The sequence below is a fragment of the Nocardioides aquiterrae genome (genome assembly GCF_039526625.1).
Classification (GTDB): Bacteria; Actinomycetota; Actinomycetes; order Propionibacteriales; family Nocardioidaceae; genus Nocardioides; species Nocardioides aquiterrae.
The window spans coordinates 88,824-114,813 of sequence record NZ_BAAAJE010000011.1; the positions used below are offsets into that span (position 1 = coordinate 88,824).

The window sequence follows — 25,990 nt, forward strand, 5'->3', positions numbered from 1 at the left end:
GGCCGGCTCGAGCCGGCCGACTACCCGGCGGAGTGGGCGCAGGCGCGGGCCGCGCTGAGCAACGAGTGGGGCGACGGCCACGGCGACCTGCTGGTGCTGCCGTTCACCAGCTACCGAGCACCGGCCTGGAACCACGGCCACAAGGTGCTCGACCCGCTGCCGCGCTACCTGCGGCCCGACTACGTCGTCAACGACCAGCTCGCGGTGGACGACCGGATCATCGCGGGGGAGGACCCCCGGGTCCCGGACGTGCTCGCGGCGCTCGCCCGGCCCGACGCGGGGGACCGCGCCGTCGCCCTGGCGGACCTCGGCGTCGGGGCGGTCGTCCGGGACCGCTCGGTGCCGACGACACCGACCTACGACGCGGCGGTGGCGGGCACGGTGGTCTTCGACGGCGCGGACCTCGAGGTCACCGTGCTCGACGTCCCGGTCGACGATCGAACGCCCCCCACCGGCTGGCTCGTGGCCCTGGCGCTGGCCTGGGCGGCGTTCGCCGGCGTCGCCCTGACGGGCGGGTGGAACGCCGTGCAGGGCATCTGGCCGGTAATGCGTACCGGCCGCGAAGCGGAGTGATACGGTCGCCGCGAGAGGGAGGGAAACCCACGTGCAAGCTTTTCTGATCACCTTCGCGAGCGTCGTCGTCGGCGGTGCGCTCGCTGGTGCCACCGTGGTCGGTCTGGTCAACTCGCAGACCGCTCCTCCCGAGAAGTCGCCCGCGAACGTCAGCAACCCGTCGTTGACCTACGGCTCCACGCAGTAGTCAATCGGTCGCGTCCTGGTCGTTGACCAGCTCGCCACGGATCGCGCTCGCGACCACGTGCGCGAACGCCGCCTGGGAGTGACCCCAGGTGTAGCCGGCGCTGTGCCGCAGGGCGCCCTCCGCCAGCTGCTCGCGGCGCCGGTCGTCGCGCAGCAGCGCACCCAGCGCCGCGGTCAGCTCGGCCGGGGAGCGCACCAGCAGGCCCGAGACGCCGTCGACGATCGACTCGCGGGTGCCGCCCGCGCCGGAGTACGCCACGGTCGGCGTGCGGTGCGCGGCGGCCTCGCCGACGACCAGGCCCCACCCCTCCTTGAGCGAGGGCAGCGCCATCAGCCAGGACTCCTCGTAGATCTCCTGCTTGCGGACCTCCGACACGTGACCCTCGAAGACGACCGAGCCGCGCGCGACCTGGTGGGCGGCGTACGCGTGCAGCTCGCCCTCCCACCAGCCGCTGCCGACGACCCGCAGGCGCAGGTCCGGGAACTCGGGGAGGAGGGCGGCGACCGCGTCGATCGCGTGCTCCACCTGCTTGTGCGGGACCAGCCGGCCCACCACGCAGATCGTGGGGCGCGGCGACTTGCGGGCGTCGACGCTCACGACCGGGTCGGTGCCGTTGTGCACGACGGCGATCCGCGGGCCGGTGACACCCAGCTCGCGGAGCTCGGCGCGGGTGGCCCGCGACACCGCGACGTACTGCCGGCCCCGGTAGAGGCGGGGCGCGAGCCGGCGCTCGATCCACCAGCCGACCCGGCCGGTCACGCCCGGGTAGACGACCGGCCACTGCTCGCGGTGCACGTGGTGGACGAGCACGACCACCGGCTTGCGGGTGACCAGCGGGGTGAAGAACGGCAGCCCGTTCTGGACGTCGACGACCACGTCGACCCGGCCGAGCCGGCGGCGCAGCAGCGCCCACATGCCCAGCAGGTACACCGTGAGCTTGGTGCCACGGCGCACGAACCGGATGCCGTCGACCGTCTCGTCGGGCGCCGCGCCGGCGTACGCCACGCAGAAGATCGTGACCTTGGCGCCGCGCTCGACCAGGCCGGCCGCCATCTTCTCCAGGTACCGCTCCGCGCCGCCGCCCTCCGGGTTGCGGGTGTCGCGCCAGCTGAAGAACGCCACGTGGCGTCCGGCGAGGGCGTCGGTCGTCGGCACGCGCCGAGGTTACCGGCTGGTTCGGATAGTGTTCCGGCCATGCCGTGGAAGCCCGACCTCCGCCGGTCGGTGCGCCTCTTCCGGGACTTCCGCGTCGAGCAGACCGACCCGCGCCGCTTCTACTCCGCGATCGCCGAGGACTCGGTCGGGCAGCTCTCCGCCTACCACGACCTCGCGGGCGCGACGCTCCTCGACGTGGGCGGCGGGCCGGGCTACTTCCGCGACGCGTTCGAGGCGGCCGGCGCGACGTACTGGGCCCTGGACGCCGACGTCGGCGAGCTCTCCGGCCTCGGGGAGATCGCCCGCGGCACCGTCGTCGGCGACGGCATGAACCTCCCGTTCCGCGACGGCGCGGTCGACGTCTGCTACTCCTCCAACGTGCTCGAGCACGTCCCGCGGCCGTGGGACCTGGCCGACGAGATGCTCCGGGTCACCCGGCCCGGCGGGATCGCCTTCCTCTCCTTCACGCTGTGGTGGGGGCCCTGGGGCGGCCACGAGACCTCGCCGTGGCACTACCTGGGCGGGCGCCGGGCCCGCCGGCGATACCGGCGCACGCACGGGCACGAGCCGAAGAACCGGTACGGCGAGTCGCTGTTCCCGGTGACCGTGCGCCAGGGCCTCGCCTGGGCCCGCCGGCAGCGCGCCGGCGCGGTGCTCGACGTGATCCCGCGCTACAACCCGCGGTGGTCCTACTGGCTGACCCGGGTACCTGTCGTCCGCGAGCTGGTGACCTGGAACCTCGTGATCGTGGTGCGGAAGTCGTGACCGACCACCAGCAGCCCGCGCAGGCGGGCGTCGCCACGTCGCGCCTGCGCATGTGGGGCTACGCCGCCGTCCTCGTCGCGATGGCGTTCTCCCAGTCGGCCGGGAAGATGGTCGCCGACACGAAGTTCGACCTGCTCACGAACCCGGCCCGCTTCCTCGGCAACGCCCTGCACCTCTGGGACCCGACCGCGGCGTTCGGCCAGATCCAGAACCAGGCCTACGGCTACGCGTGGCCGATGGGGCCGTTCTTCCTGGTCGGGAGCTGGCTCCAGCTGCCGCCGTGGGTGATCCAGCGGCTCTGGTGGAGCCTGCTGCTCTGCCTGGCGTTCTTCGGCGTGGTCCGGCTCGCCCAGCGGCTGAACCTGGGCACGCCGATGACCCAGGTGCTGGCCGGCTTCGCGTTCGTGCTGACGCCCCGGATCACCACGCTGCTCGGGGGCACGTCGGTCGAGATCTGGCCGATGGCGCTCGCCCCCTGGGTGCTGATCCCCCTGGTCGTCGGCGCGGAGCGCGGGTCGGTACGCCGGGCCGCCGCGTGGTCGGCGGTCGCGGTCGCCTGCTGCGGCGGCGTCAACGCCATCGCGGTCGCGGCCGTCCTGCCGCTGGGCGTCGTCTGGATCCTCACCCGTGCCCGCGGCCCCCGGAAGTGGCCGCTCCTCGGCTGGTGGACCCTCTTCACGGTGCTGGCGACGCTCTGGTGGAGCGCGCCCCTGCTGTTCCTCGGCCGCTACAGCGTGCCGTTCCTGGACTACATCGAGAACGCCACGATCACCACCGTCCCGACGGACCTGGCCCGCACCGTGCTCGGCCAGTCGGACTGGGTCGCGTACTTCGCCGGCATCGACTACCCGGCCGGCCAGCAGCTGGTCACCACGCCGTTCCTCATGCTCGACGCGGCCGTGGTCGCCGGGTTCGGGCTGGTCGGCATCGCGATGCGCTCGAACCCGCACCAGCGGTTCCTCACCTGGGGGCTGCTGACCGGTCTCGTGCTGGTGGGGTTCGGCTACGCCGACGAGCTGGCCGGCTTCCTCGCCGGCGACCGGGTCGCCTGGCTGGACGGCCCGTTGGCCGCGCTGCGCAACCTGCACAAGTTCGACGTCGTGCTCCGGATCCCGCTGGTGCTCGGCCTCGCCCACGCCCTCGCGGTGGTCGCGGGGTACGCCCGCGACCGGGCCTCCACCTGGGCGGCGCGCTTCCTCCAGGCCGCGGCGGTCCTGGCGGTGGTCGCGCTCGCGCTGCCCTGGGCGCAGGACCGGATGGCGCCGCGCGAGGGCGTGGTGGCGGTCCCGGACTACTGGTCCGACGTGGCGCAGTACCTCCACGACACCGACGACGGCACCGTGTCCCTCGAGATCCCCGCGACGACCTTCGGCGTCTACAGCTGGGGCAACGTCCACGACGACATCCTGCAGGCGCTGGCCGAGAGCCCGTGGGCGGTGCGCAACGTGATCCCCCTGGCGCAGCCGGGGAACGTGGCGTTCCTCGACGCGGTCAGCCGGGCCATCGAGTCCGGCCACCCGAGCACGACGCTCGCGCCGTTCCTCGCCGAGAACGGCGTCGGCCGGCTGATCGTCCGCAACGACCTGGACCGGTTCCAGACCGGGGCGCCCGACCCGGCGTACGTCCGCAGCGTGCTGACCCACTCGCCCGGCATCACGCTCGCCCGGTCGTTCGGCCCGGAGGTCGGCGCCCGCGCCTGGACCTACGCCCCGGGCGGCAACGTGCGCGTGGTGGAGGGCTCGGGGATCTCGGCCCGGACCGGCTCGGTCGACGTCTACGACGTCGACGGCGCCGCGGCCGGCACCGTCACGCCGACGCCGCAGGTCCTCGTCGGCGACCCCGGCAGCGGCCTCGACCAGGGCATGGCCGCGCTCGGCCCCGGCCCGCGGGTGCTGGCCGAGGACGCCGGCGGCAGCGAGCAGGGCGAGGTGCTCACCGACGGCACCAAGCGCCGCGAGGTGAACTTCGCCGCGGTCCGCTACAACCAGTCCGCGACGATGGCGGCCACCGAGCCGTACCGGCTGCGCGGGCCCGAGAAGGCGCACCGCTTCCTCGAGCACCCCGAGCGCTGGCAGACCACCGAGAGCTGGGCCCGCAACGTCGTCCAGGTCACCGCCAGCACCTCGCAGGCGTACGCCGACGCGCAGCCGCCGCTCGAGATCGGCAGCCACCCCGGCGCCGCGCTCGACGGCGATCCGGCGACCCAGTGGAAGTCGGCGCGCCACCTCGACCCGACCGGTCAGTGGTGGCAGGAGACCTTCAGCGACCCGACCTACCTGGACATCGTGAAGGTCACGATCGGCCGCGACTCCGCACCGGTCCAGGAGCTGCAGCTCCAAGCCGACGACCAGTCCCGCGTGGTCCCCGCGCCGCGGCCCGGCCAGGCGCGGACCTACAACCTGGACTTCGCCGGGGCGACGTTCCTGCGGATCACCGCCGCCGGGCGGGACCTCGCGCTGCCGGGCTCGTTCGCGCTGGCCGAGGTCGAGGCGCCCGGCGTCGCCGCCCAGCGGTACCTCAACCTGCCGGTGCCGGACGACCGGTTCCCGCTCGACGCGATCTCGGTGACCCGCGACCCGGACCGGGCGCCGTGCGTGATGGTCGGCGCCACCTACGCCTGCGACGAGTCGCTGATCTCGCCGGGGGAGGACGGCGACACGCTGGCCCGGCGCTTCATCCCGCCGTACCAGTCGATCTACCAGCTGTCGGCGACCGGATCGCTGCGGCGCACCGTCGACGCCAGCCTGCTGCTGTCGTCGGGAATCTCGGTCACCAGCGACGCACCGGTGCGCGACGTCGCGACCAGCCCGGTCGCGCTCGGGGACGGCGACCTCGCCACCACGTGGATCGCCGACGACGCCGACGACGTGGTGCACCTGCAGTTCCCGGAGGCCCGGACGCTGGGCACGATGCGCCTGCAGGTCAACGCCGGCGCGGCCGCGGCGCTCCCGCGCGAGCTGCTGCTGCGCGCCGGCAACCGGCACCGGACCGTCCAGGTCAGCGGCTCGGGCGAGGTCCGGCTCCCGCACTGGCGCACCGACGAGCTCGACCTCCACGTCACCGACACCAGGACCGCCGTGGCGACGTACGGTCGCGAGTTCGTGCGGCTGCCGGCGGGCATCTCCGAGCTGGACCTGGACGGCGAGCCGCTCAACCGCGATCCGCTGGCCGAGCGCCGGTTCCCGTGCGGCACCGGCCCGCAGATCACCGTCGCGGGCCAGCTGCGCGACACCTCGCTGCGCGCCAGCACCCGGGACCTGATCCGCGGTGCCACGGTGCCGCTGCACATCTGCGGCTCGGCCGACATCCTGCTGACCCAGCAGGCGACCTCGCTGCTGGCGCTGCCGAACCCGCTGTTCCGGTTCGACTCGGCCACGCTCGCCCACGAGAACGTCCCGACCCGGTCGCCGGCGCCGGTCGACGTCGCGCGCACCGGGACCGGGGCGCCGCGGTCCGTCGACCTGCCGGCGCGGCCGCGGGCGTCGGTGCTGACGCTGCCGCAGAACGTCAACGGCGGCTGGCAGGCGACGCTCGGCGGCCAGCGGCTCACCCCGGTGCGGATGGACGGCTGGAAGCAGGGCTGGCGGGTCCCCGCCGGCGAGGCGGGGACGGTCTCGCTGAGCTATCGCCCGGCGCTGCCCTTCACGGTGCTGTTCGTGGCCGGCCTGGTGCTGGCGCTGGCCGTGGTGGCGGTCGCCGCCTGGCCGCGACGGCGTACGCGCGACGCCGTCGAGCCACCGCCGCTGGTCTCCGGTCGCCCGGGTGTGCCGGACCTGCTCGTCGTCCTCGGCGCCGGATCGCTCCTCGCCGGCTGGTGGGGCCTGGCCGGGACCGCCGCCGCGGTCGTGCTCGGCCTCGCGCTCCGCCGGTTCCCGGCCTGGCCGTGGCTGGCCGGCGGCGCGCTGGTCACCGGTGCGCTCGCGCTCACCGCCGACCGGTTCGCCCGCCAGTCCTGGGCGGTCACCTGGAGCCAGGCGTGGCTGCTCGCCGCGGTGTGCCTCGTCGTGGCGGCGCTGGCGGCCCGGCGCTCGCGGGAGTAGGCGCGCCCGGGGACGTCATACGGACAGTGTGTCCCCTTGCACCGTCCGTATGACGTCATTGGGAGGACGCACGGCCATGCCGATGTGCGGGGCACGGTCGGGAGCGCCCGAGTCAGCGGACCGAGGCGGTGTCCGTGACCCGGGACTCGCGGTCCATCCGGCTGAAGAAGCGGACGTTCTTGAGGCGCATGACGCGGCGCTCGTAGCCGTAGTACGACATGGACGCGAGCGCGATCGTGATGGCCAGCGTCAGCCCGGCGACGGTCACGAACCGGCCCGTGAAGTACTCCAGGTCGAGCCAGCGGAACACGCCGTTGAGCACCAGCATGTGGATCGCGAAGATGCCGTAGGAGATCTCGCCGAGCCAGAACAGCACCGGGCCGCTGAGCTGGGTGCGGAGCCAACCCTGGCGCTCGGGGCCGAACATCAGCGGCAGCAGGTAGAGGGCCCCGGCCACGGCGTACAGGACGACCTTCGGGCCGGCCTCCCAGCCGCCGGGGGTCAGCAGCGTGCGGGGCCCGGCGAGCGGCGACGCGGCGATCGCGAAGACGGCGGTCGCGAGGATCCAGCAGCCGACCAGGTCGTGGCCGAGCCGCTCCAGGGGGTGGTCGCGCGGGTCGACCGCGAGGCTGGCCGAGACCGCGGCGAAGCAGACGCCGACGAGGAACCAGGGCAGGTAGCCGGGCAGCCACTGGGCGTAGTGGCCCTCGTTGCCGGGGATCTGGGCGACGGCGGCCTGCCAGGCCACGCCGAGGGCGAAGAGGACCGCCGACCGGCCGAGCACGGTCGGCAGGTGCAGTTCGTGCGTGGCCCGGCGCGGTCGCCAGGTCAGGAACCAGGACAGCAGCGGCAGCAGGAGGTAGAACGCGACCTCGGTGCACAGGCTCCACATCTGGGTCAGCGAGCTGGGCAGCAGGTCCGGCCGGTACAGCTGGGTGAAGGTGAGGTTCGCGAGCCAGTCCGGCCAGCCCATGTCCTCGTTCGCCGGATCGAGGGTGAGCGCGAGGACGACCACGATCCAGTACAACGGCAGGATCCGCAGCGCGCGCTTCCACAGGTAGTGCTGCGTCGAGGGCGCCGGCCGGCCGAGCGCCGCGGTCAGGAACCACGGCCTGCTCAGCAGGAAGCCGGAGAGCACGAAGAAGATCGTGACCCCGAAGTCGAGGCGGGCGAGCACGGCGCCGACCCAGCCGTGGTTGATCTGCCCGGTGTTGAACGCCGAGTGCGTGAGCACCACCATGATCGCGCCGATCGCGCGCGCCGCGTTCAGCGCGGAGAACGTCCGGTCCCGGAACTCCGTCACGGGAGTGGTGGTCACGGGGGTGGTCGTCACTGCTGCTTCTCCTCGAGCGCGCTGGCGGGAACGGCGCGCCCCACGGTCACATCATCGGTGCACAACGTCACGCCGTCGACCAGGCCCCCGATCGTGACCGAGTCGAACTGCGGCCCGCCGGCGAGGTACAGCGCGTGGACGCCGGCGCGAACGGTCGTGTCCCGGGTGGCGCTGCCGGCGCTGACGCGCACCGGGCTGTCGCCGCTGCTGAGGTAGCCGATCCGCACCCACCAGCCGTCGAACGCGACCGGGCCGTCCAGCGGGATGGTGACCGGCGCCTCCTGCACCTTCCAGCCGCACCGGCCGTGCGGGCCGTCCGCGTTGGACCGCACGGGGGTCACGGCCGCGGGGCCGATCCGCCCGTCGTCGTCGACGATGTCGATCCGGTCGGTCGCCACCTCCGTGAACGCCAGCGCGTCCTCCCCGGCGAGCACCCGGCTCTGCAGGTTCTCCGGGTAGCGCACGCCGTTCGTCACCGAGTACGGCACCACCCGGTCCACCGCCGGGATCGGCGTGGTCGCGGCCCGCACCTGCGGCAGGAGCGTGGCGAACCAGCGCTTCGAGCCGTCGTCGGCGTGCCAGTAGGTCAGGTAGCCGTACGTCGACCAGGCGGCGACGGCGACCATGGCGCCGGTCGCGACCGCGACCCGCCGGGGGTGGTCGAGCAGCTCGCTCGCGGAGCGCCGCTCGGACGACTCGGCGGCGCCGAGCACCGGCATCGTCATGCACGCCAGGGCGATCGCGGAGGCGGCGGCCAGCTCGCCCTGGAACCGGTAGTCCAGCCCGACCAGGGGACCCGAGACGCTGGCCCGGGTCACCAGCACCAGGACGACGTCGACGACCAGGAAGTACGCCGGGATCCAGAGTGCCCGCAGGGCGCGGCGCCGGTGCTTGCGGATCTCCCACAGCAGCATCGCCAGCAGCGCGAGGGCGAGCAGGGTGAGGGCGTCGCCGGGCAGGGCGAACGAGAACGGCTGCTCCGGGACCCGCCACCAGCGCACCGGGCCGCCGAGCAGTCCCGGGACGTAGGTGTCGAGGACCATCCTGCTGATCGTGTCGAGCACCGGGTAGCCGCGCGGCTTCGAGGCCCGGAAGTCCCGGCCGACGCTGAGGTAGAGGGCGACGTACGCCGCGCCGGTCACGACGTACAGCGCGAGCGCGGGCCACCGGCCGCGGACCGCCGTCCGCACCCGCTCGGCCGGCGACCGGCCGGTGGCGAAGTAGCAGAGCGTGACGATGCCGAGAACGCCGTACACGAGGGCGGTCTTCTCGTTGAACGCGATGCCGGCCGCGATCCACGCGTTCGCGGCGACCGCGTGGCGCAGCCGCCGGGTGCGCAGGTAGGTCACGTGCGCGGCCAGCCCGAAGAACAGCGCGGCCTGCAGCGGCAGCAGGTTGACGGCGGCGGCCCACCAGATCGAGCCCTCGAGCGAGATCACCGAGGCGAGGAACAGGGCCAGCGGCGGCAGGATCCCGGGCCGCAGGCCGAACATGACGCGCAGCAGGTAGAGCAGGCCGAGGTCGCAGAGGACCTGGAGGGCCACCAGCTCGGTGGCGGGCACCCAGAAGTTCCACGGCGCGAGCGCCTGGTTGAGCCAGGACAGGTACATCGCGGCCGGCATCACGTGGCCGTAGTACGACCGCGCGGCGACGGCGGGGGAGAGGCCCTCGTGGAACATCCGCGAGATGAAGTTGAAGTCGTCGATGTGGAACCAGCCGCCGTACGTCGCCCAGGCCCGGTAGGCGGCGTGCACCGCGATCAGCGCGAGCGCGGCGACCAGGACCCGACGCTCGCGGCTCACGAGCCCGGCTCGGACGGCGTCGGCTCCGGCGACCCGAGCACCAGGTCCGTCACGCAGAGGCCGGTGTCGTCCGGGAAGGAGTTGATCACGACCTCGTCGAAGGTCCCGGCGGCCTGGAACCACGCCGTGTGCCGGCCCGCCGGTACGTCGACCTCGTGCGCCTCGTCGCCGGCGACCAGCCGGAAGCCGGTGTCGACGGGGCTGCGGTAGTCCAGCGCGATCCACCAGCCGCCGCCGATCACCGGGCCGTCGAGCGGGATCCGCACGATCCCGCCCTCGAGCGGCACCGGGCACCGGCGGTCGGCGCCCTTCGGGCGCTCCATCGCGCGGGCCGGGTCGAGCCGGACCTGGGCGAGCTCGCCGTCGTCGTCGAACACGAACAGGTCGTCGACCGTGTCGCGCGGGAACGCCATGTGCGCGGCCCACGGCTCGAACAGGTGGCTGTAGGTGTTCTCCGGGTAGCGGAACGACCACAGCAGGGTCTGCGGCACGCCGGCGTCCACGAGCGGCACCGGAGCGTCGGCGGCGGTGAGGCTCGCCTCGACGTCGTCGATGTAGGCGTGGGTGGGGTTGCGGTCCTGCCACAGGTCGACCCAGCGCACGCTCGACACGGCGCTGAGCGCGACGACCACGACCGTCGCCGCGGCGATCAGGCGCCGGTCCTCATAGCCCTCGGGGGCGTCCGCGCGGACGGCGTTCTCCTCGCGCGCGCCGCGCAGCGGCAGGAACGCCAGGCCGATCGCGAGCACGACGACCGCGGCGGCCTCGGTCTGGTACCGGTACTCACGGGCGATGTCCGGGCCGACCACCCCCGCGCGCGCGGAGGCCAGGAGCGCGACGTTGCCGAGAGTGGTGAAGGCGACCAGGGCCCAGGCCCGCTTGCTGATCGTGCGACTGCGCCAGGCGTAGAGCACGAGCGCGCCGACGGCCGCCCAGGACAGCAGCATGACGACGTCGGACGGGTTCGCGAACGCGCCCCCGGTGATCGGCTCCCAGCCGAGCGGGCCGCCGGCCACCGCCGGGAGCATCGCGACGGCGACCAGGTTCCAGGCGATCGGGCCCCACGGGACGTCGGCGGTCTCGCCCGGCGAGAAGTTGAGGCCGTACGCCGCGTACACCGCGAGGTAGGCACCGCCGCAGACCGCGGCCGCGACGACCGCGAGCCGGTACTCGTCCCACAGCCGGCGCAGCCGCTGCGGCGTCTTGCCGGCGCTGAACCAGCAGAGCGCGACCAGGCCGTAGATGCCGAGCACGACCACGGTCTTCTCGTAGAAGAGCAGCCCGAAGCCGACCCAGGCCAGGGACACGAGGAGGTGCCGGCGACGCTTCGTGCGCAGGTACGCGAGGAACGCGGTGAGCCCGAACGCCAGCGCGATCTGCAGCGGCACCTGGTTGATGCCGGCCGCCCACCAGGTGCCGGCCGGGAGCGTGAAGACCCACGCCAGGTAGCCCGCGAGCAGCACGAGCACGAACGCACGCCGTCCGAACATCGCGACCAGCAGCCGGAACATGCCGATGCTCGCGACCAGCTGGAGCAGCAGCAGGGTGATCGCCCAGGGCGCCCAGTCGTACACCCACCACTTCGTCAGGACCCACGCGAGCGCGAAGCCCGCGGGCATCAGGTGGCCGCCGTACGACTCGGTCAGGTAGGCCCAGTCGAACGGCTGGTTCATCGCCCGGGACATGAAGGCGAGGTCGTCGAAGTAGAACCACGAACCCCAGAGCGCCCAGGCCCGGAAGCCGAGCTGGAGGAGGATCAGGAGGCCGCCGGCCAGCAGGAATCGGTCGGGTCGGCGCGGCACGCGGGGAGTGTGCCATACGACGCAGGCCAATATTCGGTCACGCTGTCACGGAACGCCGGTACCTACCCGCGAGTACTGCTAACGTGCGGCCCATCACATCCTGGGAGGGGTCGCTGTGAAGCGTAAGTGGTTCGGTCTGGTGCTGCTCGGGCTCGGCGCGTTCCTGCTCGTAGCAGGCGTCCTGGCCACGGCCTGGGCGCCCGGCGTGGTCAAGAAGACCCCGCTGGACGTCAACCAGGTCACCCACCTGGACGGCACGGTGAAGAAGCTCGACCCGGCGACCGGTGAGCTGAACGAGAACCCGGTCAAGGTCCAGAGCATCACCCAGGCCGACTCCAAGGCCTCCGACGACCACACGGTCGTCTTCGTCCAGACCACCTGCGTGGTGATCGACGTCGACAACGCCCCGGACTGCGTGAACGGGGACGACCCGCGGCTGGTGAGCGCCTCCACGGACGTGTTCGCCACGGACCGGGTGTCGGCCCTCGCGGTGCCGGACTACGCGGGCCTGCCCGAGGGCTCCCTCCCGCACGAGGGCCTGGTCAACAAGTGGCCCTTCGACGCGACGAAGACCGACTACATGTACTGGGACGGCACCGTGGGCAAGGCGGTCCCGGCCGTCTACGACCGCACCGAGAGCGTCCTGGGCATCGACACCTACGTGTACACGATCGACATCGCGGACGCCCCGATCGAGATCGCCGAGGGCATCAACGGCACCTACGACAACCACGTCGAGATCTACGTGGAGCCCAAGACCGGCGCGATCCAGCAGCAGACCCAGGACCAGCAGCGCTACCTCGACGACGGCACCCAGGTCCTGGACCTGAAGATCGGGTTCACCGACGACCAGCTCCAGCAGTTCAAGGACGACGCCAAGGCGAACATGCAGCTGCTCAGCACGGTGACGGTGTGGATGCCGATCGTCGGCTTCGCGGGCGGCGGCCTGTGCCTCCTGGCCGGGATCCTGCTGCTGCTGAGCGCGCGCCGCACCGGCGGCGGTGGCGGCGACGACCAGGGCGCGCCTCGGGAGCCGGCGACCGTCAGCGCCTGATCCCGGGCCTGATCACGGACGGGCCTCAGCCGAGCCGGGCGCCGAAGATCGCGGTCCCGGGGGTGTAGCGCCCCCGGGTGCCCGACCAGCCGCCCCAGACCCGGTCGTGGTGCTCGGGCCACTCCGGCTCGAGCAGGTCGGTGATCACGAACCCGGCGCCCGCGAGCAGCGCGACCCAGTCGCCGAGGGTGCGGTGGTGCTCGACGTACGACACCACACCTGTGGCGTCGTCGATCTCGACGTACGGCGTGCGGTCCCAGTAGGACTGGCTCGCCACCAGGCCCGCCTCGCCCGGGTCGTCGGGGAACATCCAGCGGGTGGGATGGGTGATCGAGAACGCGTAGCGGCCCCCCGTCCGCAGCACCCGGGCGGTCTCGGCGACCGCGTCGGCGATGTCGCTGACGAACTGCAGCGCGCCGAACGAGGAGAACACCACGTCGAAGCTGTCGTCCGCGAACGGCAGCTGGGTCGCGGTGCCGAGCACCGACGGCACGGCGACGCCGGTCTCGAGGTCGATCCGCCGCGAGTGCTGGAGCTGGCGCAGGGACAGGTCGAGGCCGTACGCGCGACCGCCCCGGGTGCGGACCCAGCGCGAGCACTGGCCCGCGCCCGAGCCCACCTCGAGGACGTCCTTGCCGGCGACGTCGCCGAGGATGCCCGCCTCGGCCTCGGTGAAGCCCTCGGGTCCCCACACGAAGCCCGTGTCACCGAGGAACTCCCCGTGCGTCGCCTGGTACTCGTCGGCGTACCGGTCCCAGTCCGGGCCGTTCGCCCGTCGGGATTCCTCCTCGGTGACCGGCCGGCGCTCGACCCGCACCGGAGGATGGTTCTCCACAACCGGTGAGCGTAGCTCGCGGGTGCGTCCCGGGTGACGCTGCGTCGGTTGGACGGATCTCCCGGGCCCCGCGTAGGCTCTAGGTTGCGCCGGAGGTCTGCCTGGCTCCCAGACAGAGCGGAGCCTCGCTCGCCCATCCTCTCCGATCGGTGAAACCGGATCTTCGACGTGCCCGCACGACATCATCCATCCAAGGACACACCTCCCTTATGACGAGCACCATCTCGACTCTTCCCGATTACGACGCGCCCCAGGTGGCGGTCAACGACATCGGTTCCGAAGAGGACTTCCTCGCCGCGATCGACGCGACCATCAAGTACTTCAACGACGGTGACATCGTGGATGGCACCATCGTCAAGGTCGACCGGGACGAGGTCCTGCTCGACATCGGCTACAAGACCGAGGGCGTCATCCCCTCGCGCGAGCTGTCGATCAAGCACGACGTCGACCCCAACGAGGTCGTCGAGGTCGGCGACAAGGTCGAGGCCCTGGTCCTCCAGAAGGAGGACAAGGAAGGCCGCCTGATCCTGTCCAAGAAGCGCGCCCAGTACGAGCGCGCCTGGGGCACGATCGAGCAGGTCAAGGAGGAGGACGGCGTCGTCGAGGGCACCGTCATCGAGGTCGTCAAGGGCGGCCTGATCCTCGACATCGGCCTGCGCGGCTTCCTGCCGGCCTCCCTCGTCGAGATGCGCCGCGTCCGCGACCTGCAGCCGTACGTCGGCCAGACGCTCGAGGCGAAGATCATCGAGCTCGACAAGAACCGCAACAACGTGGTCCTGTCGCGTCGTGCGTGGCTCGAGCAGACCCAGTCCGAGGTGCGCCACGGCTTCCTGACCCAGCTCCAGAAGGGCCAGATCCGCAAGGGCGTCGTCTCCTCGATCGTCAACTTCGGTGCGTTCGTGGACCTCGGCGGCGTCGACGGTCTCGTCCACGTCTCCGAGCTGTCCTGGAAGCACATCGACCACCCGTCCGAGGTCGTCGCCGTCGGTGACGAGGTCACCGTCGAGGTCCTCGACGTGGACATGGACCGCGAGCGGGTCTCCCTGTCGCTGAAGGCGACGCAGGAGGACCCGTGGCAGCACTTCGCCCGCACCCACCAGATCGGTCAGATCGTCCCGGGCAAGGTCACCAAGCTGGTGCCGTTCGGTGCGTTCGTCCGTGTCGAGGAGGGCATCGAGGGCCTGGTGCACATCTCCGAGCTCGCCGAGCGTCACGTCGAGATCCCCGAGCAGGTCGTCCAGGTCAACGACGACGTCATGGTCAAGATCATCGACATCGACCTCGAGCGTCGCCGGATCTCGCTGTCGCTCAAGCAGGCCAACGAGACCACCGCCGCCACGGACGTCGAGGACTTCGACCCGACGCTGTACGGCATGACGGCCACCTACGACGAGCAGGGCAACTACGTCTACCCCGAGGGCTTCGACCCGGAGACCGGCGAGTGGCTCGAGGGCTTCGACGAGCAGCGCGCGATCTGGGAGGACCAGTACGCCAAGGCGCACGCCCGCTGGGAGGCCCACGTCAAGCAGCAGGCCGAGGCCGCCAAGGCCGAGGTCGAGGCCGGCGAGGCCACCTCGTACTCCAGCGGGGGTTCGGACGAGGCCGAGGCCTCCACCGGCGGCTCGCTGGCGTCCGACGAGGCGCTCCAGGCCCTTCGCGAGAAGCTGACGGGTGGGGGCAACTGACCCGCTGAGCAGCCGCTGAGCAGCTGAACCGCTTCACCCGACGACCCGCCCGGAGCATCCGGGCGGGTCGTCGGCGTTCTGATATGTAGTTCCGGCCTGTCAATGGGCAGAGTGAGGCGCCCGTCCCGAGTACTCGGGGCGGGCGCCTCGTGCTCGTCGATGGGGCCGTGGCGAGCGTGTCGTTGGCGACGCGCGGTCATTCTGATATTCGCGGGTTGGGTACCGCAGGACGGTGTTTCGGCTGGAGCGGGTCCGCTTGTCTAGGGACGAGCGTTGCCCGTGACGGGCTGCTCATAGAACGGGCGCGGGTCCGCTCCTCGCGCTGCCACCTCGGTGTCGGTCGACGAAGCAGATCTGGGAGGTCGGTGGCTATTCGAGCACGGCCAGGGACCAGCACCAGCCGGCGAGCTCGCGGGCGATGGCGACGTCGGCGACGGTGGGTTTCTTCTTGCGGTCGGTGAACGTCAACCAGCGAGCGTGGAGTCGCCGGTTCCCCTCGTCGCCGCGGGCACGCGCGGCCGCGGGTGCCAGGTCCCAGCGGTCGCGCATGGTCTTCCCGACTCGGTAGGCGGGCCGGTGGTGCCAGGCTGCCTCGACCAGGAGACGCCGCAAGTGACGGTTGCCGGTCTTGGTGATCGGTCCCTGGCTGCGCGAACCTCCTGAGGAGTGTTCGGTGGGCACTAGGCCGACGAACGATCCGATCGTGCGGCCGTTGAAGCGATGCCAGTCGCCGACCTCGACCGCGAGTGCCAGTCCGGTCAGGGTGCCGATCCCGCGCAAGCACCCCAGCCGGCGGACTACCGCGGTGAACTCGGATTCGGCGGCGAGCTCGTCGATCGCGGCGTCCAGACGATCGCGCTGGGCCTTGCGGGTCAGCACAGCGTCGTAGTCGGCGTCGAAAGTCAGCCGAGTCGCGCGTGTGGTCAGCTGTGGCAGTGCTTCGCGGCGCAGCCAGATGTCGTGCTTGCCGGTCCACGCATTGCCGCCGTAGTAGACGATCCCGTAGCGCAGCAGCAGCTTGGACAGTCGGTGCCGGGCCCGCATCAGGTCAGCGCGGCAGTCCTCCCGGGCGCGGACCAGGTCACGGGCGGCCTCTCGCTCGACCGTGGGGATCGCCACCGAGGTCACCTCGTCCAGGCGCAGCAACCGCGCCAGGTGGATGGCGTCCTTGGCATCGGTCTTGACCCGGTCACCGGCCGGCTTGGGCAGCTTGCTGGGCGCGACGACTTCGCAGCGGAACCCCGCAGCGCTCAGATGCCGGTACAGCCCGAAGCCGGTGGGACCGGCCTCGTAGGCCACCGCCACCGGCCCGGCCAGGTCCCTGATCCAGGACTCGATGTGCTCAAAGGACGTGGTCAATCGTGCCTGCACCAGCTCGCCGGTCACGCCATCGATCGCTGCTGCCGCGACCGATCGTGCGTGCACGTCGAGCCCGACACTCGTACGCTCGGTAAACACCCGGGGTCTCCCACAATTGTCGGATAGGCCGAGCAGGCGGCCCCTGCTCGGTAACCCACGAATCTTGTGAGTGAGGCCCCGGCCCGCAACCAGCTCACGACGAGCCGGTCACTCCATACCGTCTAGCGGGACAGGGGCGACACGAAGCGGGTGTCCACGAAGTGCGAGACCGGCGGGCGCTGGGGCCCCCGGCCGTCCCGGGCGACGAGGCGGATGGTGAGCGCGCTCAGCGCCACCGCGGCCAGCAGGAGGATCATCAGGTAGGTCATGGCAGCAATCCTGCGCCCACCGCGATCCCGCCACGAGTGGCAGGAATGACACCTTCCGTTGATTTCCTGCCACGGATGCGGCAGGCTGGCCCCGTGCAGAAGGTGGCGGTGGTGGTGCAGGACGGCGCGGAGCCCTTCGGGCTCGGCTCGCTCGTCGAGGTGTGGGGGGAGCCGGAGCACCCGGAGGACGGCACGCCGGTCTTCGACTTCCAGGTGTGCACGCCGCGTCCCGGCCGGGTGCCCGGACGGTCGGACTACGACCTGTACGTCGAGCGCGGGCTCGACGCGACCGCGGACGCCGACCTGGTCTGCCTGAGCCCGAAGTACGACTTCCTGCGGCACGACCCCGCCGTGCTGGACGCCGTGCGGTCGGCGTACGACCGCGGCGCGATCATCTACGCGCACTGCTCCGGTGTCTTCGAGCTCGGCGCCGCCGGCCTCCTCGACGGCCGCGAGTGCACCACGCACTGGCGCTACACCGACCTGCTCGCCGAGCGGTACCCCGAGGCACGGGTCCGTCCCGACGTCCTCTACTGCCACGACGGGTCCGTCATCACCGGCGCCGGCTCGGCCGCGGGCATCGACGCGTCGCTGCACCTGATGCGCGAGCAGTTCGGCGCCAAGGTCGCCGCGGCGACCGCGCGCCGGATCGTGGTGCCGCCGCACCGCGACGGCGGCCAGGCGCAGTTCATCGCCCGGGCCGTCCCGGACTGCGACGCCGAGACGCTCGGCCCGCTGCTCCAGTGGATCGTCGAGAACCTCGCCGACGACCTCAGCGTCGAGTCGCTGGCGCGCCGCAGCCACATGTCCGAGCGCACCTTCGCGCGCCGGTTCCGCGCCGAGACCGGCACCACCCCGCACTCCTGGGTGACCCGGCAGCGGGTGCAGGCCGCCGAGGAGCTGCTCGAACGCACCGACCACTCGATCGACTGGATCGCCGACGAGGTCGGGTTCGGCAACGCGGCCACGCTGCGCCACCACTTCGCCCGGGTGCGCGGGCTGAGCCCGCAGCAGTACCGCCGGCGATTCGCGGGGTGATCGCCCGGGCGCTCTGCCTGGTGCTCCTGCTCGGCGGGCTGTCCGCGTGCTCGGACGGGCCGGACCGGGCGGAGCGCCCGGTGCGGATCCTGCTGGTCGGCGACTCGGTGACGCAGGGCTCGGCGGGGGACTGGACGTGGCGGTACCGGCTGTGGGAGCACCTGCGGGACGCCGGCGTGGACCTCGTCGGACCCGACCAGACCATGGCGGGGCCGCCGCCGGGACCGGCCAGCCTGCACTACGCGGACCCGGACTTCGACCGCGACCACGCCGCCCGCTGGGGCAAGTCCTTCGTGGACACCGACTGGACGATCGCCCAGCTGGTCGACGTCTTCCACCCCGACGTCGTCGTCGAGCTGCTGGGCGTCAACGACGCCGTCTGGGGCGGCGTGCCGGCCTCCCGGCTGCTCGACCGCGCGCGCGACTTCGTCGAGCAGGCGCAGGCGGCCGATCCCGACGTCGACGTCGTCCTGGGCGAGCTGCCCCAGACCTGGTACGCCGCGGTCCCGGCGTACGACGCCGGGCTGCGCGGGCTCGCCGACCGACTCGGCACCGAGCGCTCCCGGGTCGTGGTCGCCGACGCACCCGCGGACTTCAGGCGGGACGTGGACACCTACGACCCGGTGCATCCCTCCGCGAGCGGCGAGGTGAAGATCGCCGCGGCGGTCGCCGACGCGCTGGCCGGGCTGGGGATCGGGTCGCCGTACCCGCGCCCGCTCCCGGACGTCCCGCCGGTGCCGGTCGAGCCGGCCGTGCTGACCGCCCGGCCGCGCGCCGGGGCGGCGCAGCTGCGCTGGGAGGCCCCGCCGGGCGGGTGGACGGCGTACGTCTGGCGCCGCGACACCACCCGCGGCGAGGAGTGGCAGCGGCTGCCGCTGGGGGTCCCCGGCCCGAGCTGGAAGGCCGAGGGGCTGATCGACGGGGACACCTACGAGTTCCGGCTCCAGATGGCCAAGGGCACGTCGGTGTCGGAGGTCTACTCGAACGTCGTCACGGTCGTGCCGGCCAGCTGATCCCGGCGCACCTTGCCGGTCAGCGTGCGCGGCAGGTCGTCGAGGTGGTGGTACTCCTTGGGGCGCTTGGGCGGCGCCAGCCGCTCGCGCGCGAACGCGTCGAGGTCGGCGGCGGTCGCGGTGCCGACCACCGCGGCGCAGACCCGCTGCCCCCAGCGCTCGTCGGGGACGCCGTAGACCGCGATGTCGGCGACGCCCGGGTGCTCGCGCAGGGCGTTCTCGACCTCGAGCGGGTAGACGTTCACGCCGCCGCTGATGATCAGGTCGTGCCGGCGGCCGTCGAGGTAGAGGTAGCCGTCGTGGTCGAGGCGGCCGACGTCGCGCACCGTGAACTCGTCGCCTTGCCACGCCGCGGCGGTCTTCTCCGGGTCGCCGTAGTACTCGAACCGCGCGTACGGCGGCACGGCGCACCAGATGGTGCCGTCGGGGTCGACCGAGAGCCGCCGCCCGGGCCGGGCGCGACCGACGGTGCCCGGGCGCTCGAGCCACTCCTCGCTGGGGCACGCGGTGAACTGGCCCTCGGTGGAGCCGTAGAACTCCCACGTCGAGCCGGCCGGGAACGCCTCGATCAGCCGCTGCTTCAGCGCGGGCGGGCACGGGGCGCCGGCGTGGGCGACCAGCCGGAAGCTGGTGAGGTCGGGCCAGCCGTGCCGGTCCCAGTGCGCGAACAGCCGCTGCAGGTGGGCCGGCACGCAGAACATCGTCGTCGGTCGCTCGCGCTCGATCGCCTCGGTCACCAGCGCCGGCTCGAACGGTCCGGGGACGACGACGCGGCCGCCCGCGAGCGCCGTACCGCTGGCGAAGCGGAGCGGCGCGGAGTGGTAGAGCGGGCTGAGCACCAGGTTCACGTCGTCGGCCTCGAAGCCCCACAGCGCCCGCTCCTCCTCGACCAGGGCCACCGCGTCGGCCGGGTCGAGGACCCCGCTCCACACGCCCTTGGGGGTGCCCGTCGTGCCGCTGGTGACGTGCATGGGGCGGGCGCGGGGGAGTCCGGTCTCACCGGCCAGCGCCGCGAGCTCGTCCTCGGCCTCGACGACCAGGGTCGGGTCGAGGCCGGTCAGGATCCGCTCGCGCTCGTACGCGGTCAGCCGGGGGTCGAGCGGGATCGGGACCACGCCGCGGGCGAGCAGCGAGAGCACGGCGTCCAGGTAGGTCAGCGACCCCGGCACCAGCAGCGCGACCCGGTCGCCCGGGGTCAGCTCGGCGTGGTCGGTCACGCCGCGAACGCTAGCCGTTCCCCGTTCGCGGGGTGCTGGCCGCTCCTACACTCGCCCCGTGCACCTCGACGAGTACCTGACCTCCGACGCCACCGAGCTCGCGGCCCTGGTCGCCGACAAGGAGGTCACCCCGGCCGAGCTGCTGGCCCTGGCCCGGCAGCGCGCCGACCAGGTCAACCCGCAGATCAACGCGATCGTCCGGCGGCTGGACGACGTCGCGGACGCCCGGGCGGCCGAGCCGCTGACGGGACCGTTCGCCGGCGTCCCGTTCCTGGTCAAGGACCTCGCCCAGGAGTACGCCGGCTTCCCGACCACCAACGGCTCCCGCGCGCTGGCGAACGACGTGGCCGAGGAGCACGCGCTGGTCACGGAGCGCTTCCTCGACGCCGGGCTGGTCGTCTTCGGCAAGACCAACACGCCGGAGTTCGGGGCCAAGGGGATCACCGAGGACGACCTGCTCGGGCGCGCGCGCAACCCGTGGAACCTGGCCCACACCCCGGGCGGCTCCTCCGGCGGCTCGGGTGCCGCCGTCGCCGCGGGCATCGTGCCCGCCGCGGGCGCCAACGACGGGGGAGGCTCGATCCGCATCCCGGCAGCCTGCAACGGCCTGGTCGGTCTCAAGGTCAGCCGCGGGTTCACGCCGTACGGGCCGCAGACGAGCGAGTCGATGTTCGGCCTGGCCACCCAGGGCGTAGTCTCGCGCACCGTCCGCGACAGCGCCGCGCTGCTCGACGCGGTCGCCGGGGCACCGACCCGCTACGCGGCGTACGTCGCCGGCAACCCGCCCTCCTTCCTCGCCTCGCTCGGCCAGGCGCCCGAGCGCCTGCGCATCGGCTTCACCACCGCCTCGGCCATCAATCCCGACCCGGACCCCGAGGCGGTCGCCGCGGTCGAGAGCGCCGCCGCCCTGCTCACCGATCTCGGCCACGAGGTCGAGGCCGTTGCGCCGCCGCACGACGACGCGGCCCTGGCCCGCGACTTCCTCACGATCTGGTTCGCCCAGCTCCACGGCCAGATCTCCGGCATCAAGGCCCGCCTCGGCGCCCCCGACAGCGCCTTCGCCGCCGACTCCCTGGCGGTCGCCGAGATCGGCCGTGCCGCCGGTGTCGGTGCGCTCTTCGCAGCGCTGGAGAACATCAGCACCCACATCCACGCGCTCGAGGACTTCCACCAGCGCTACGACCTGCTGCTCACCCCGACGCTGGCCAAGCCACCGCTCGAGGTCGGCTCCGTCGACACCCCGCCCCTGCTCCAGCGCGCCTCGCGCGTCGTCGCCAAGGTGCGCGCCGGCAAGCTCCTCAACGCGACCGGCATCCTCGACCAGCTCATCACCGACAACCTCGGCTGGGTGCCCTACACCCAGCTCGCCAACCTCACCGGCCGCCCCGCCATCTCCGTGCCTCTGCACTGGACGGCCGCCGGCCTCCCGCTGGGCGTCCAGCTCGTCGGCCCCCTCGCCTCCGACGGGTTGTTGCTGCGGCTGGCGGCCCAGCTCGAGCAGGCGCGGCCGTGGGCGCACCGGTACACCGAGCTGGACCCGAAGCTGGCTGGGTAACCGGGCTGCGCAGGTTCTGCGGGACATGGGCGGCGGATAGACGCGTTCGGACGACCAGCAGCGACCGGATCCGCATAGGGGTCAACGCGCGTGGTGCCGTGTGGGTCGCAGCGGACGACGTCGGCGATCCGGTTGTAGCAGACTAGTCCGGTCCTATCGAACAGGATTCCGCAGCAGTGGAGGGGCCCGATCGCCTTGCCGGGGTCGCGATGACCGTCCGTCGTCGCTGTCGCAGACCCGGACCACTTCAGGCCACCGTCCCACGACGCTTCGTCCTCTGGAGCCCGCAGGTTCGGCATGCGTGCTCTCCATTTGGTCGGCGTTGCCGGTTTGAGGCTAGAGCGCAACGCCCACAGCTCGGCTCGACGAGCCAGTTGTTCTGCCGCAGCTGGCTGCTACGGGTCGTCGGCGCCGGCCGTGTCGTCGACAGTGCCCTGCTCGGGAGCTGGCACTTGGCGACGTTGTTCTTGGGCGCGGCGTTCTTGCTGTCGACGCTCTTCGACTTCGTTCTCGATGTCGATGCCGCCGTTGCGGGCGATGAAGTTCATGAGGTTGTCGGCGGTCTGGGCGGCCTCGTCGGTTCCGTGTTCGAGCGCGCGGGCGATGACGACCGGAGCGGCTTGGCGTAGGCCGTAGTGGAGGACGGTGTCGGGGGCGCCTCGAAGGAGGCCGTCGAGGACGTCGATGGCAGCTTCGGGGTTCTCTTCGGACGTCGCTTCGAGTTCGTCGCCGATGTGGATGCGTCCCTCAAACTGGTAGTTCCGGGCGAGTTCGCGAAGCCTCGGGAGCCACCACGCTCGGGCGAAGTGCCCGCAGCGAATCCACCAGTCGAACCCGGAGAGCTCCGTGGCATCGGTTTCGCCCGCGCGTACGGCGGCGAGCCGGTGGTCCCAGAGAGCTGCGGCGCGGTCGCGGATGTCGTCGTCGAGGGCGTCTGCGTGGAAGAACTGCCATCCGAGGCCGCCGAGGACTCCGGCGCGTTCGTCGACGGGGGCGTCGGTGAAGAACTGGGCCAGGAGTGGGTGGTCGTAGTCGATTCGGCCCCATACGTTGAGGATGGCGAGGTGGTTCCCGATCAGTTTGAGCGGGGTCTCGTCGCGGATGCCGTTAGTCAGGTGCTCGCCGACGGTCGCTCGCTGGAGCATCCGGCCGATGGCGGGGGCCAAGTAGTCGATGAGCATGGGGTGCGGATTGTGCAGGGCGATGGCGGTGGTGACGAACGTGTCGCCGAAGGGGTCCGGGGCGAGAAGTTGTGTCTGGTGCTGGTTGAGCCAGTCGCGGCTGCAGGACAGGAGCCAGCCGGCGCGTTCGCCGATGGTCGCCGCGATGGTGAGGCTGTGGTCGCGTTCGGGTGTCAGGAGGCCGGTGACCGTCTGGATTGCGGCGTCTGCGAGCAAAGTTCGGTTGGTGTCGCCGGGGTGGGTTCGTTGGTGTTCGGTCGTGTCGGCTCGTGCGATTCCCAGGAGGGTTCGCACGGCAGTCGGCCGGACGGTGTTCAGCGCGCACGTGTACGGGTCCCATCCGTCGCCGTACCGTTCTTCGGTCTCGGGTGACGGGTCGGTGTCGGACACGATCTCGGTGACGATGGCGGCGGCGATCGGCCGCAGGTGCCCGGGGAGGTGACCGGGGAGGTCGGGTGAGGTCGCGTACTCGAGCAGCGAGCAGATCTCTTGCCGGACCCATCGCCAGGTTCCGAAGTCGGTGGCGGTGTGGTTGTCCTCGCGCCACGTTCGGCTGGTCAGGAGGGTGTCGAGGAGTCTGTCCCAGTCGATGTCGACGGTCTCCACGGCGCGTGTCGGCCCCTGTTCTTGGCCGGCTGGCTCTGCTTGGTTGTCCTGCTCGGCCTGGGAGGTCTTAACGGCGTCGTTGACTGCCCTGACGTGCTCGCGCAGGCCGCTGATGTACCGGTGGACGTAGCCGGAGGGGAGGGTGAGGGCCGTGTCGGCGACCTGGGTGTACGCGCGGGGTCGTCGTGTGACGTCGACTTCGAGCGCACGCGCGAGTCGATCGCGCCTCTGGATCGAGTCGGGCGGGACGTCGTCACGGTTGATGGAGAGGAGGTCTAGAACCTCACGGGGTGTCATCGCGGCGAGGTCGGGTTCGCCTTCGTCGCCTGTCTGGTCGCCGGGGCTATACCGCTCTCGTTCCTTCGCGAGCAGACGCTCCCTCAGCGCACGGGCTGGTCCGCGGAGCGCGTCGGCGTCGATGATCTCCAGGCGGCTCAGCTGCCACCGTTCGGTGAACTCGACGACGGCGGCTTCGGAGTCGCCGGCTCCGTAGTGCGACGTGATCCGCTCGCGGGTGGCGTCACTGATGGTCGGTCCGGTCAGGATCGGCTGTTCCCACGCCCGGTAGGTGTCGTCGTCGACGACTGGGAGAGCCGCTGCGGCGAGCTGCTTGAGCTCGTGGAGGTAGGTGTACCCGTCGTTGAGTTCCGGGTCGAGGAGCCGGTCGGACGCGACTGCGACGACGTCGGGGTGGTCATGGACGGTCTGGGCGAGGGCGTACAGCTCGATCCGGCGGAGGACCGGGGCGGAGGGGCGGTGGAGGATGTCGGCGACGTCTGCGGGGCCGTGCTCGCGGATCCGGGCGATCGCGAGGTCACGGACGGTGTCGATGAGCGCTTCGCCGACGTCGTCGTGTCCACGGTTGTGCGGATGCTCGCCGATCGACGGCCGCCGCAGGGTGGTGTGGTCACGTTCTCCGGGGACGTGGGCACCGGAGTGGGTCTGATGTCGGTCGAGCCACCACGTGAGCCAGATGAAGAAGTTGCGGTCACCGTCGTACACGGTGACGGCGCGTTCGAGAGCCTCGGCGTACCAGTCGGTATCGATGCCGGCGGTGACCCTTGCGAACCTTGAGCCGGTGTCGGCGGCTGGCTTGGGCTCGAGAAGCTTGTGCACGAGAACCTTGGCTGTCTTGGCATAGCCGTCTGTGACCAGGTGCTCGATGACGTCGAGGACTTCTGTGCCGATGTGGGGGCCGACCTGGCGGTCGTCGATGGCGGCGGCGATCTTGCCGGACAGGGCGACGGCGGCGTCGCCAGGCATCTGTGCAGCGCACCGAACCAGGAGCTCACGGACGTTCCAGGCGGTGCCACCGGTGATGACCCTGTTGAGGATGGTCGCGATGGCCTCGTGCTGGATGGAGGCGACCGTGTACAGGTAGTCGCCTTGGGGCCACGGCATGTACGGCATGAGGCCGGCGTCGGTGACGACGTGCGTCGGCGGATCGTCGAACACTCCGCGTGCGTCTAGTGCCCGGACCCACAGGGGGTTCCGTAGGCCGTTGAAGAACACGCGACGGTGCTGCGGGTCGCCGATTCTGGGCAGGACCTGGTCGACGAGGGCCGGGTCGGGGGCGACCCAGGCGCCGTTCTGCTGCTGGTTTGCGCGTTCGAGGAGGACCCGAAGGTCGGCGACGATATCGAGGAACCTGCCGAGCCGGCTCTCGAGGACCCGCTCGATCACCTCGAACTGCGCCACGTAGTGCTCGGGTGGGCGGAAGAAGTGCACGGGAAGGTCGCGGTAGCCGGGGTGTCGGCATTCCTCGAAGTCGTCGATCGCCCTTTTGAACATGGTGACGGTCGCGTCGGCGCCGCCGACCCCGTCCGCATCCGCGACGAGGGCGGCCCGAACGTTGACCGCCCGCGACGACCCTTCCCGGTGCACCGCGGCGAGGTCTAGTACGGCTTCGAGCAGGCTCCGCGGAACGGCGACGGTCTCGGTGAGCGGAGCGTTCGGAGCAGGCGAGTTGGAGGAGTCGGATGTTGTGCGCTCGATGATCGGATCCGACGGGTCTGCGGGAGCGGAGACGCTGGTGGCTCGGCCGATGGCCGGGCCCGGCGTCCGAAGGCCCTCGGAGTCTGCCGGGTTAAGTCCGGCAGCAGCGAGCTCGCGCGCAAGTGCTACCCGAGCTGCTGACTCCCCGCGTCCCTTCTTGGACTGGTTGTCGACTGGCACTTGGCCGAGGACTCTGGGGAGCCGGTTGACGAGCTCTCGGACGGCGTGCGCGGTGACGACCAGGACGTCTGGTTGGAGTGGTCGTTCGCTGAGTCCGTGGACCGCGCGGCGGTACAAACCGCCGATCAGCGGATCTTGGGACGCCAGGACCATGTACAACCCCTGCCGGCGGGCGGTCCAGAGGTCGCCGCGCATCGGGGGTGGCGTCGTCTCCTCAGGTTGAGACGACTGGTCGGTGCTGCTCACG

Annotated in this window: 17 protein-coding genes; 8 read left to right on the forward strand and 9 right to left on the reverse strand. The window is 71.9% G+C overall.

Annotated features, from left to right (window positions below; translation table 11 throughout):
• The first annotated feature begins 604 nt into the window (after positions 1-604).
• Entirely contained in the window at positions 605-760 is a 156-nt protein-coding gene (locus ABD086_RS12720) for a hypothetical protein (protein WP_343907913.1), read from the forward strand.
• On the opposite strand, the gene ABD086_RS12725 is transcribed toward ABD086_RS12720, so the two are convergent.
• A complete protein-coding gene (locus ABD086_RS12725; protein WP_343907914.1) occupies positions 761-1,915 on the reverse strand; it encodes a glycosyltransferase family 4 protein in 1,155 nt (384 codons plus the stop codon). It lies immediately after the preceding gene.
• Positions 1,916-1,954: 39 nt separating this feature from the next.
• Between ABD086_RS12725 and ABD086_RS12730 the strand changes: the two genes are divergently transcribed.
• Together ABD086_RS12730 and ABD086_RS12735 are read left to right on the forward strand one after the other, a co-directional pair.
• A complete protein-coding gene (locus ABD086_RS12730) occupies positions 1,955-2,680 on the forward strand; it encodes a class I SAM-dependent methyltransferase (RefSeq protein ID WP_343907915.1) in 726 nt (241 codons plus the stop codon).
• On the forward strand, positions 2,677-6,720 hold the full coding sequence (locus ABD086_RS12735; RefSeq protein ID WP_343907916.1) for an alpha-(1->3)-arabinofuranosyltransferase domain-containing protein: 4,044 nt from the start codon (positions 2,677-2,679) through the stop codon (positions 6,718-6,720). Before ABD086_RS12730 ends, ABD086_RS12735 begins: the two co-directional genes overlap by 4 nt.
• Before the next feature lie 112 nt (positions 6,721-6,832).
• Here the strand turns inward: ABD086_RS12735 and ABD086_RS12740 are convergent, their stop codons facing one another.
• Genes ABD086_RS12740 through ABD086_RS12750 form a run of 3 tightly spaced genes read right to left on the reverse strand, consistent with a single transcriptional unit; the run spans position 6,833 to position 11,657 of the window.
• The gene (locus ABD086_RS12740; protein WP_343907917.1) at positions 6,833-8,053 is read right to left on the reverse strand and encodes an acyltransferase family protein; all 1,221 of its coding nucleotides are present in this window, start codon (positions 8,051-8,053) and stop codon (positions 6,833-6,835) included.
• The gene (locus ABD086_RS12745) at positions 8,050-9,855 is read right to left on the reverse strand and encodes a hypothetical protein (RefSeq protein ID WP_343907918.1); all 1,806 of its coding nucleotides are present in this window, start codon (positions 9,853-9,855) and stop codon (positions 8,050-8,052) included. Before ABD086_RS12745 ends, ABD086_RS12740 begins: the two co-directional genes overlap by 4 nt.
• Entirely contained in the window at positions 9,852-11,657 is a 1,806-nt protein-coding gene (locus ABD086_RS12750; protein WP_343907919.1) for a hypothetical protein, read from the reverse strand. The genes ABD086_RS12745 and ABD086_RS12750 overlap by 4 nt, the downstream gene beginning before the upstream one ends.
• A 115-nt stretch (positions 11,658-11,772) precedes the next feature.
• Here ABD086_RS12750 and ABD086_RS12755 point away from each other — a divergent pair, with 115 nt between their 5' ends.
• Positions 11,773-12,711 carry a PorA family protein gene (locus ABD086_RS12755; RefSeq protein WP_343907920.1) on the forward strand — a complete coding sequence of 313 codons (939 nt, stop codon included), beginning with the start codon at positions 11,773-11,775 and terminating at the stop codon, positions 12,709-12,711.
• A 25-nt stretch (positions 12,712-12,736) separates the two neighbouring features.
• On the opposite strand, the gene ABD086_RS12760 is transcribed toward ABD086_RS12755, so the two are convergent.
• Positions 12,737-13,546 (reverse strand): class I SAM-dependent methyltransferase, encoded by an 810-nt coding sequence (locus ABD086_RS12760; protein WP_343907921.1) that lies wholly within the window; start codon positions 13,544-13,546, stop codon positions 12,737-12,739.
• Positions 13,547-13,755: 209 nt separating this feature from the next.
• Between ABD086_RS12760 and rpsA the strand changes: the two genes are divergently transcribed.
• Entirely contained in the window at positions 13,756-15,231 is a 1,476-nt protein-coding gene (gene rpsA, locus ABD086_RS12765) for a 30S ribosomal protein S1 (RefSeq protein WP_343907922.1), read from the forward strand.
• A 369-nt stretch (positions 15,232-15,600) separates the two neighbouring features.
• Here the strand turns inward: rpsA and ABD086_RS12770 are convergent, their stop codons facing one another.
• Complete coding sequence (locus tag ABD086_RS12770) at positions 15,601-16,689, reverse strand: IS110 family RNA-guided transposase (protein ID WP_343907923.1); 1,089 nt, start codon at positions 16,687-16,689, stop codon at positions 15,601-15,603.
• 122 nt (positions 16,690-16,811) lie between these two features.
• The gene (locus ABD086_RS12775) at positions 16,812-16,958 is read right to left on the reverse strand and encodes a hypothetical protein (protein ID WP_343907924.1); all 147 of its coding nucleotides are present in this window, start codon (positions 16,956-16,958) and stop codon (positions 16,812-16,814) included.
• A gap of 93 nt (positions 16,959-17,051) precedes the next feature.
• On the opposite strand from ABD086_RS12775, the gene ABD086_RS12780 reads away from it, so the two are divergent.
• Both ABD086_RS12780 and ABD086_RS12785 read left to right on the forward strand, forming a co-directional pair.
• Positions 17,052-17,996: a GlxA family transcriptional regulator gene (locus ABD086_RS12780; RefSeq protein ID WP_343907925.1), complete on the forward strand. Its 945-nt coding sequence runs from the start codon at positions 17,052-17,054 to the stop codon at positions 17,994-17,996.
• Positions 17,993-19,009 carry a GDSL-type esterase/lipase family protein gene (locus ABD086_RS12785; RefSeq protein WP_343907927.1) on the forward strand — a complete coding sequence of 339 codons (1,017 nt, stop codon included), beginning with the start codon at positions 17,993-17,995 and terminating at the stop codon, positions 19,007-19,009. Before ABD086_RS12780 ends, ABD086_RS12785 begins: the two co-directional genes overlap by 4 nt.
• On the opposite strand, the gene ABD086_RS12790 is transcribed toward ABD086_RS12785, so the two are convergent.
• On the reverse strand, positions 18,973-20,226 hold the full coding sequence (locus ABD086_RS12790) for a class I adenylate-forming enzyme family protein (RefSeq protein ID WP_343907928.1): 1,254 nt from the start codon (positions 20,224-20,226) through the stop codon (positions 18,973-18,975). The genes ABD086_RS12785 and ABD086_RS12790 overlap by 37 nt on opposite strands.
• Positions 20,227-20,284: 58 nt before the next feature.
• Here ABD086_RS12790 and ABD086_RS12795 point away from each other — a divergent pair, with 58 nt between their 5' ends.
• Positions 20,285-21,781, forward strand: a complete 1,497-nt coding sequence (locus ABD086_RS12795; protein ID WP_343907929.1) for an amidase — start codon at positions 20,285-20,287, stop codon at positions 21,779-21,781.
• 395 nt (positions 21,782-22,176) lie between these two features.
• Here ABD086_RS12795 and ABD086_RS12800 read toward each other — a convergent pair whose 3' ends face one another.
• Entirely contained in the window at positions 22,177-25,989 is a 3,813-nt protein-coding gene (locus tag ABD086_RS12800) for a hypothetical protein (RefSeq protein WP_343907930.1), read from the reverse strand.
• Between the last annotated feature and the right edge of the window lies 1 nt (position 25,990).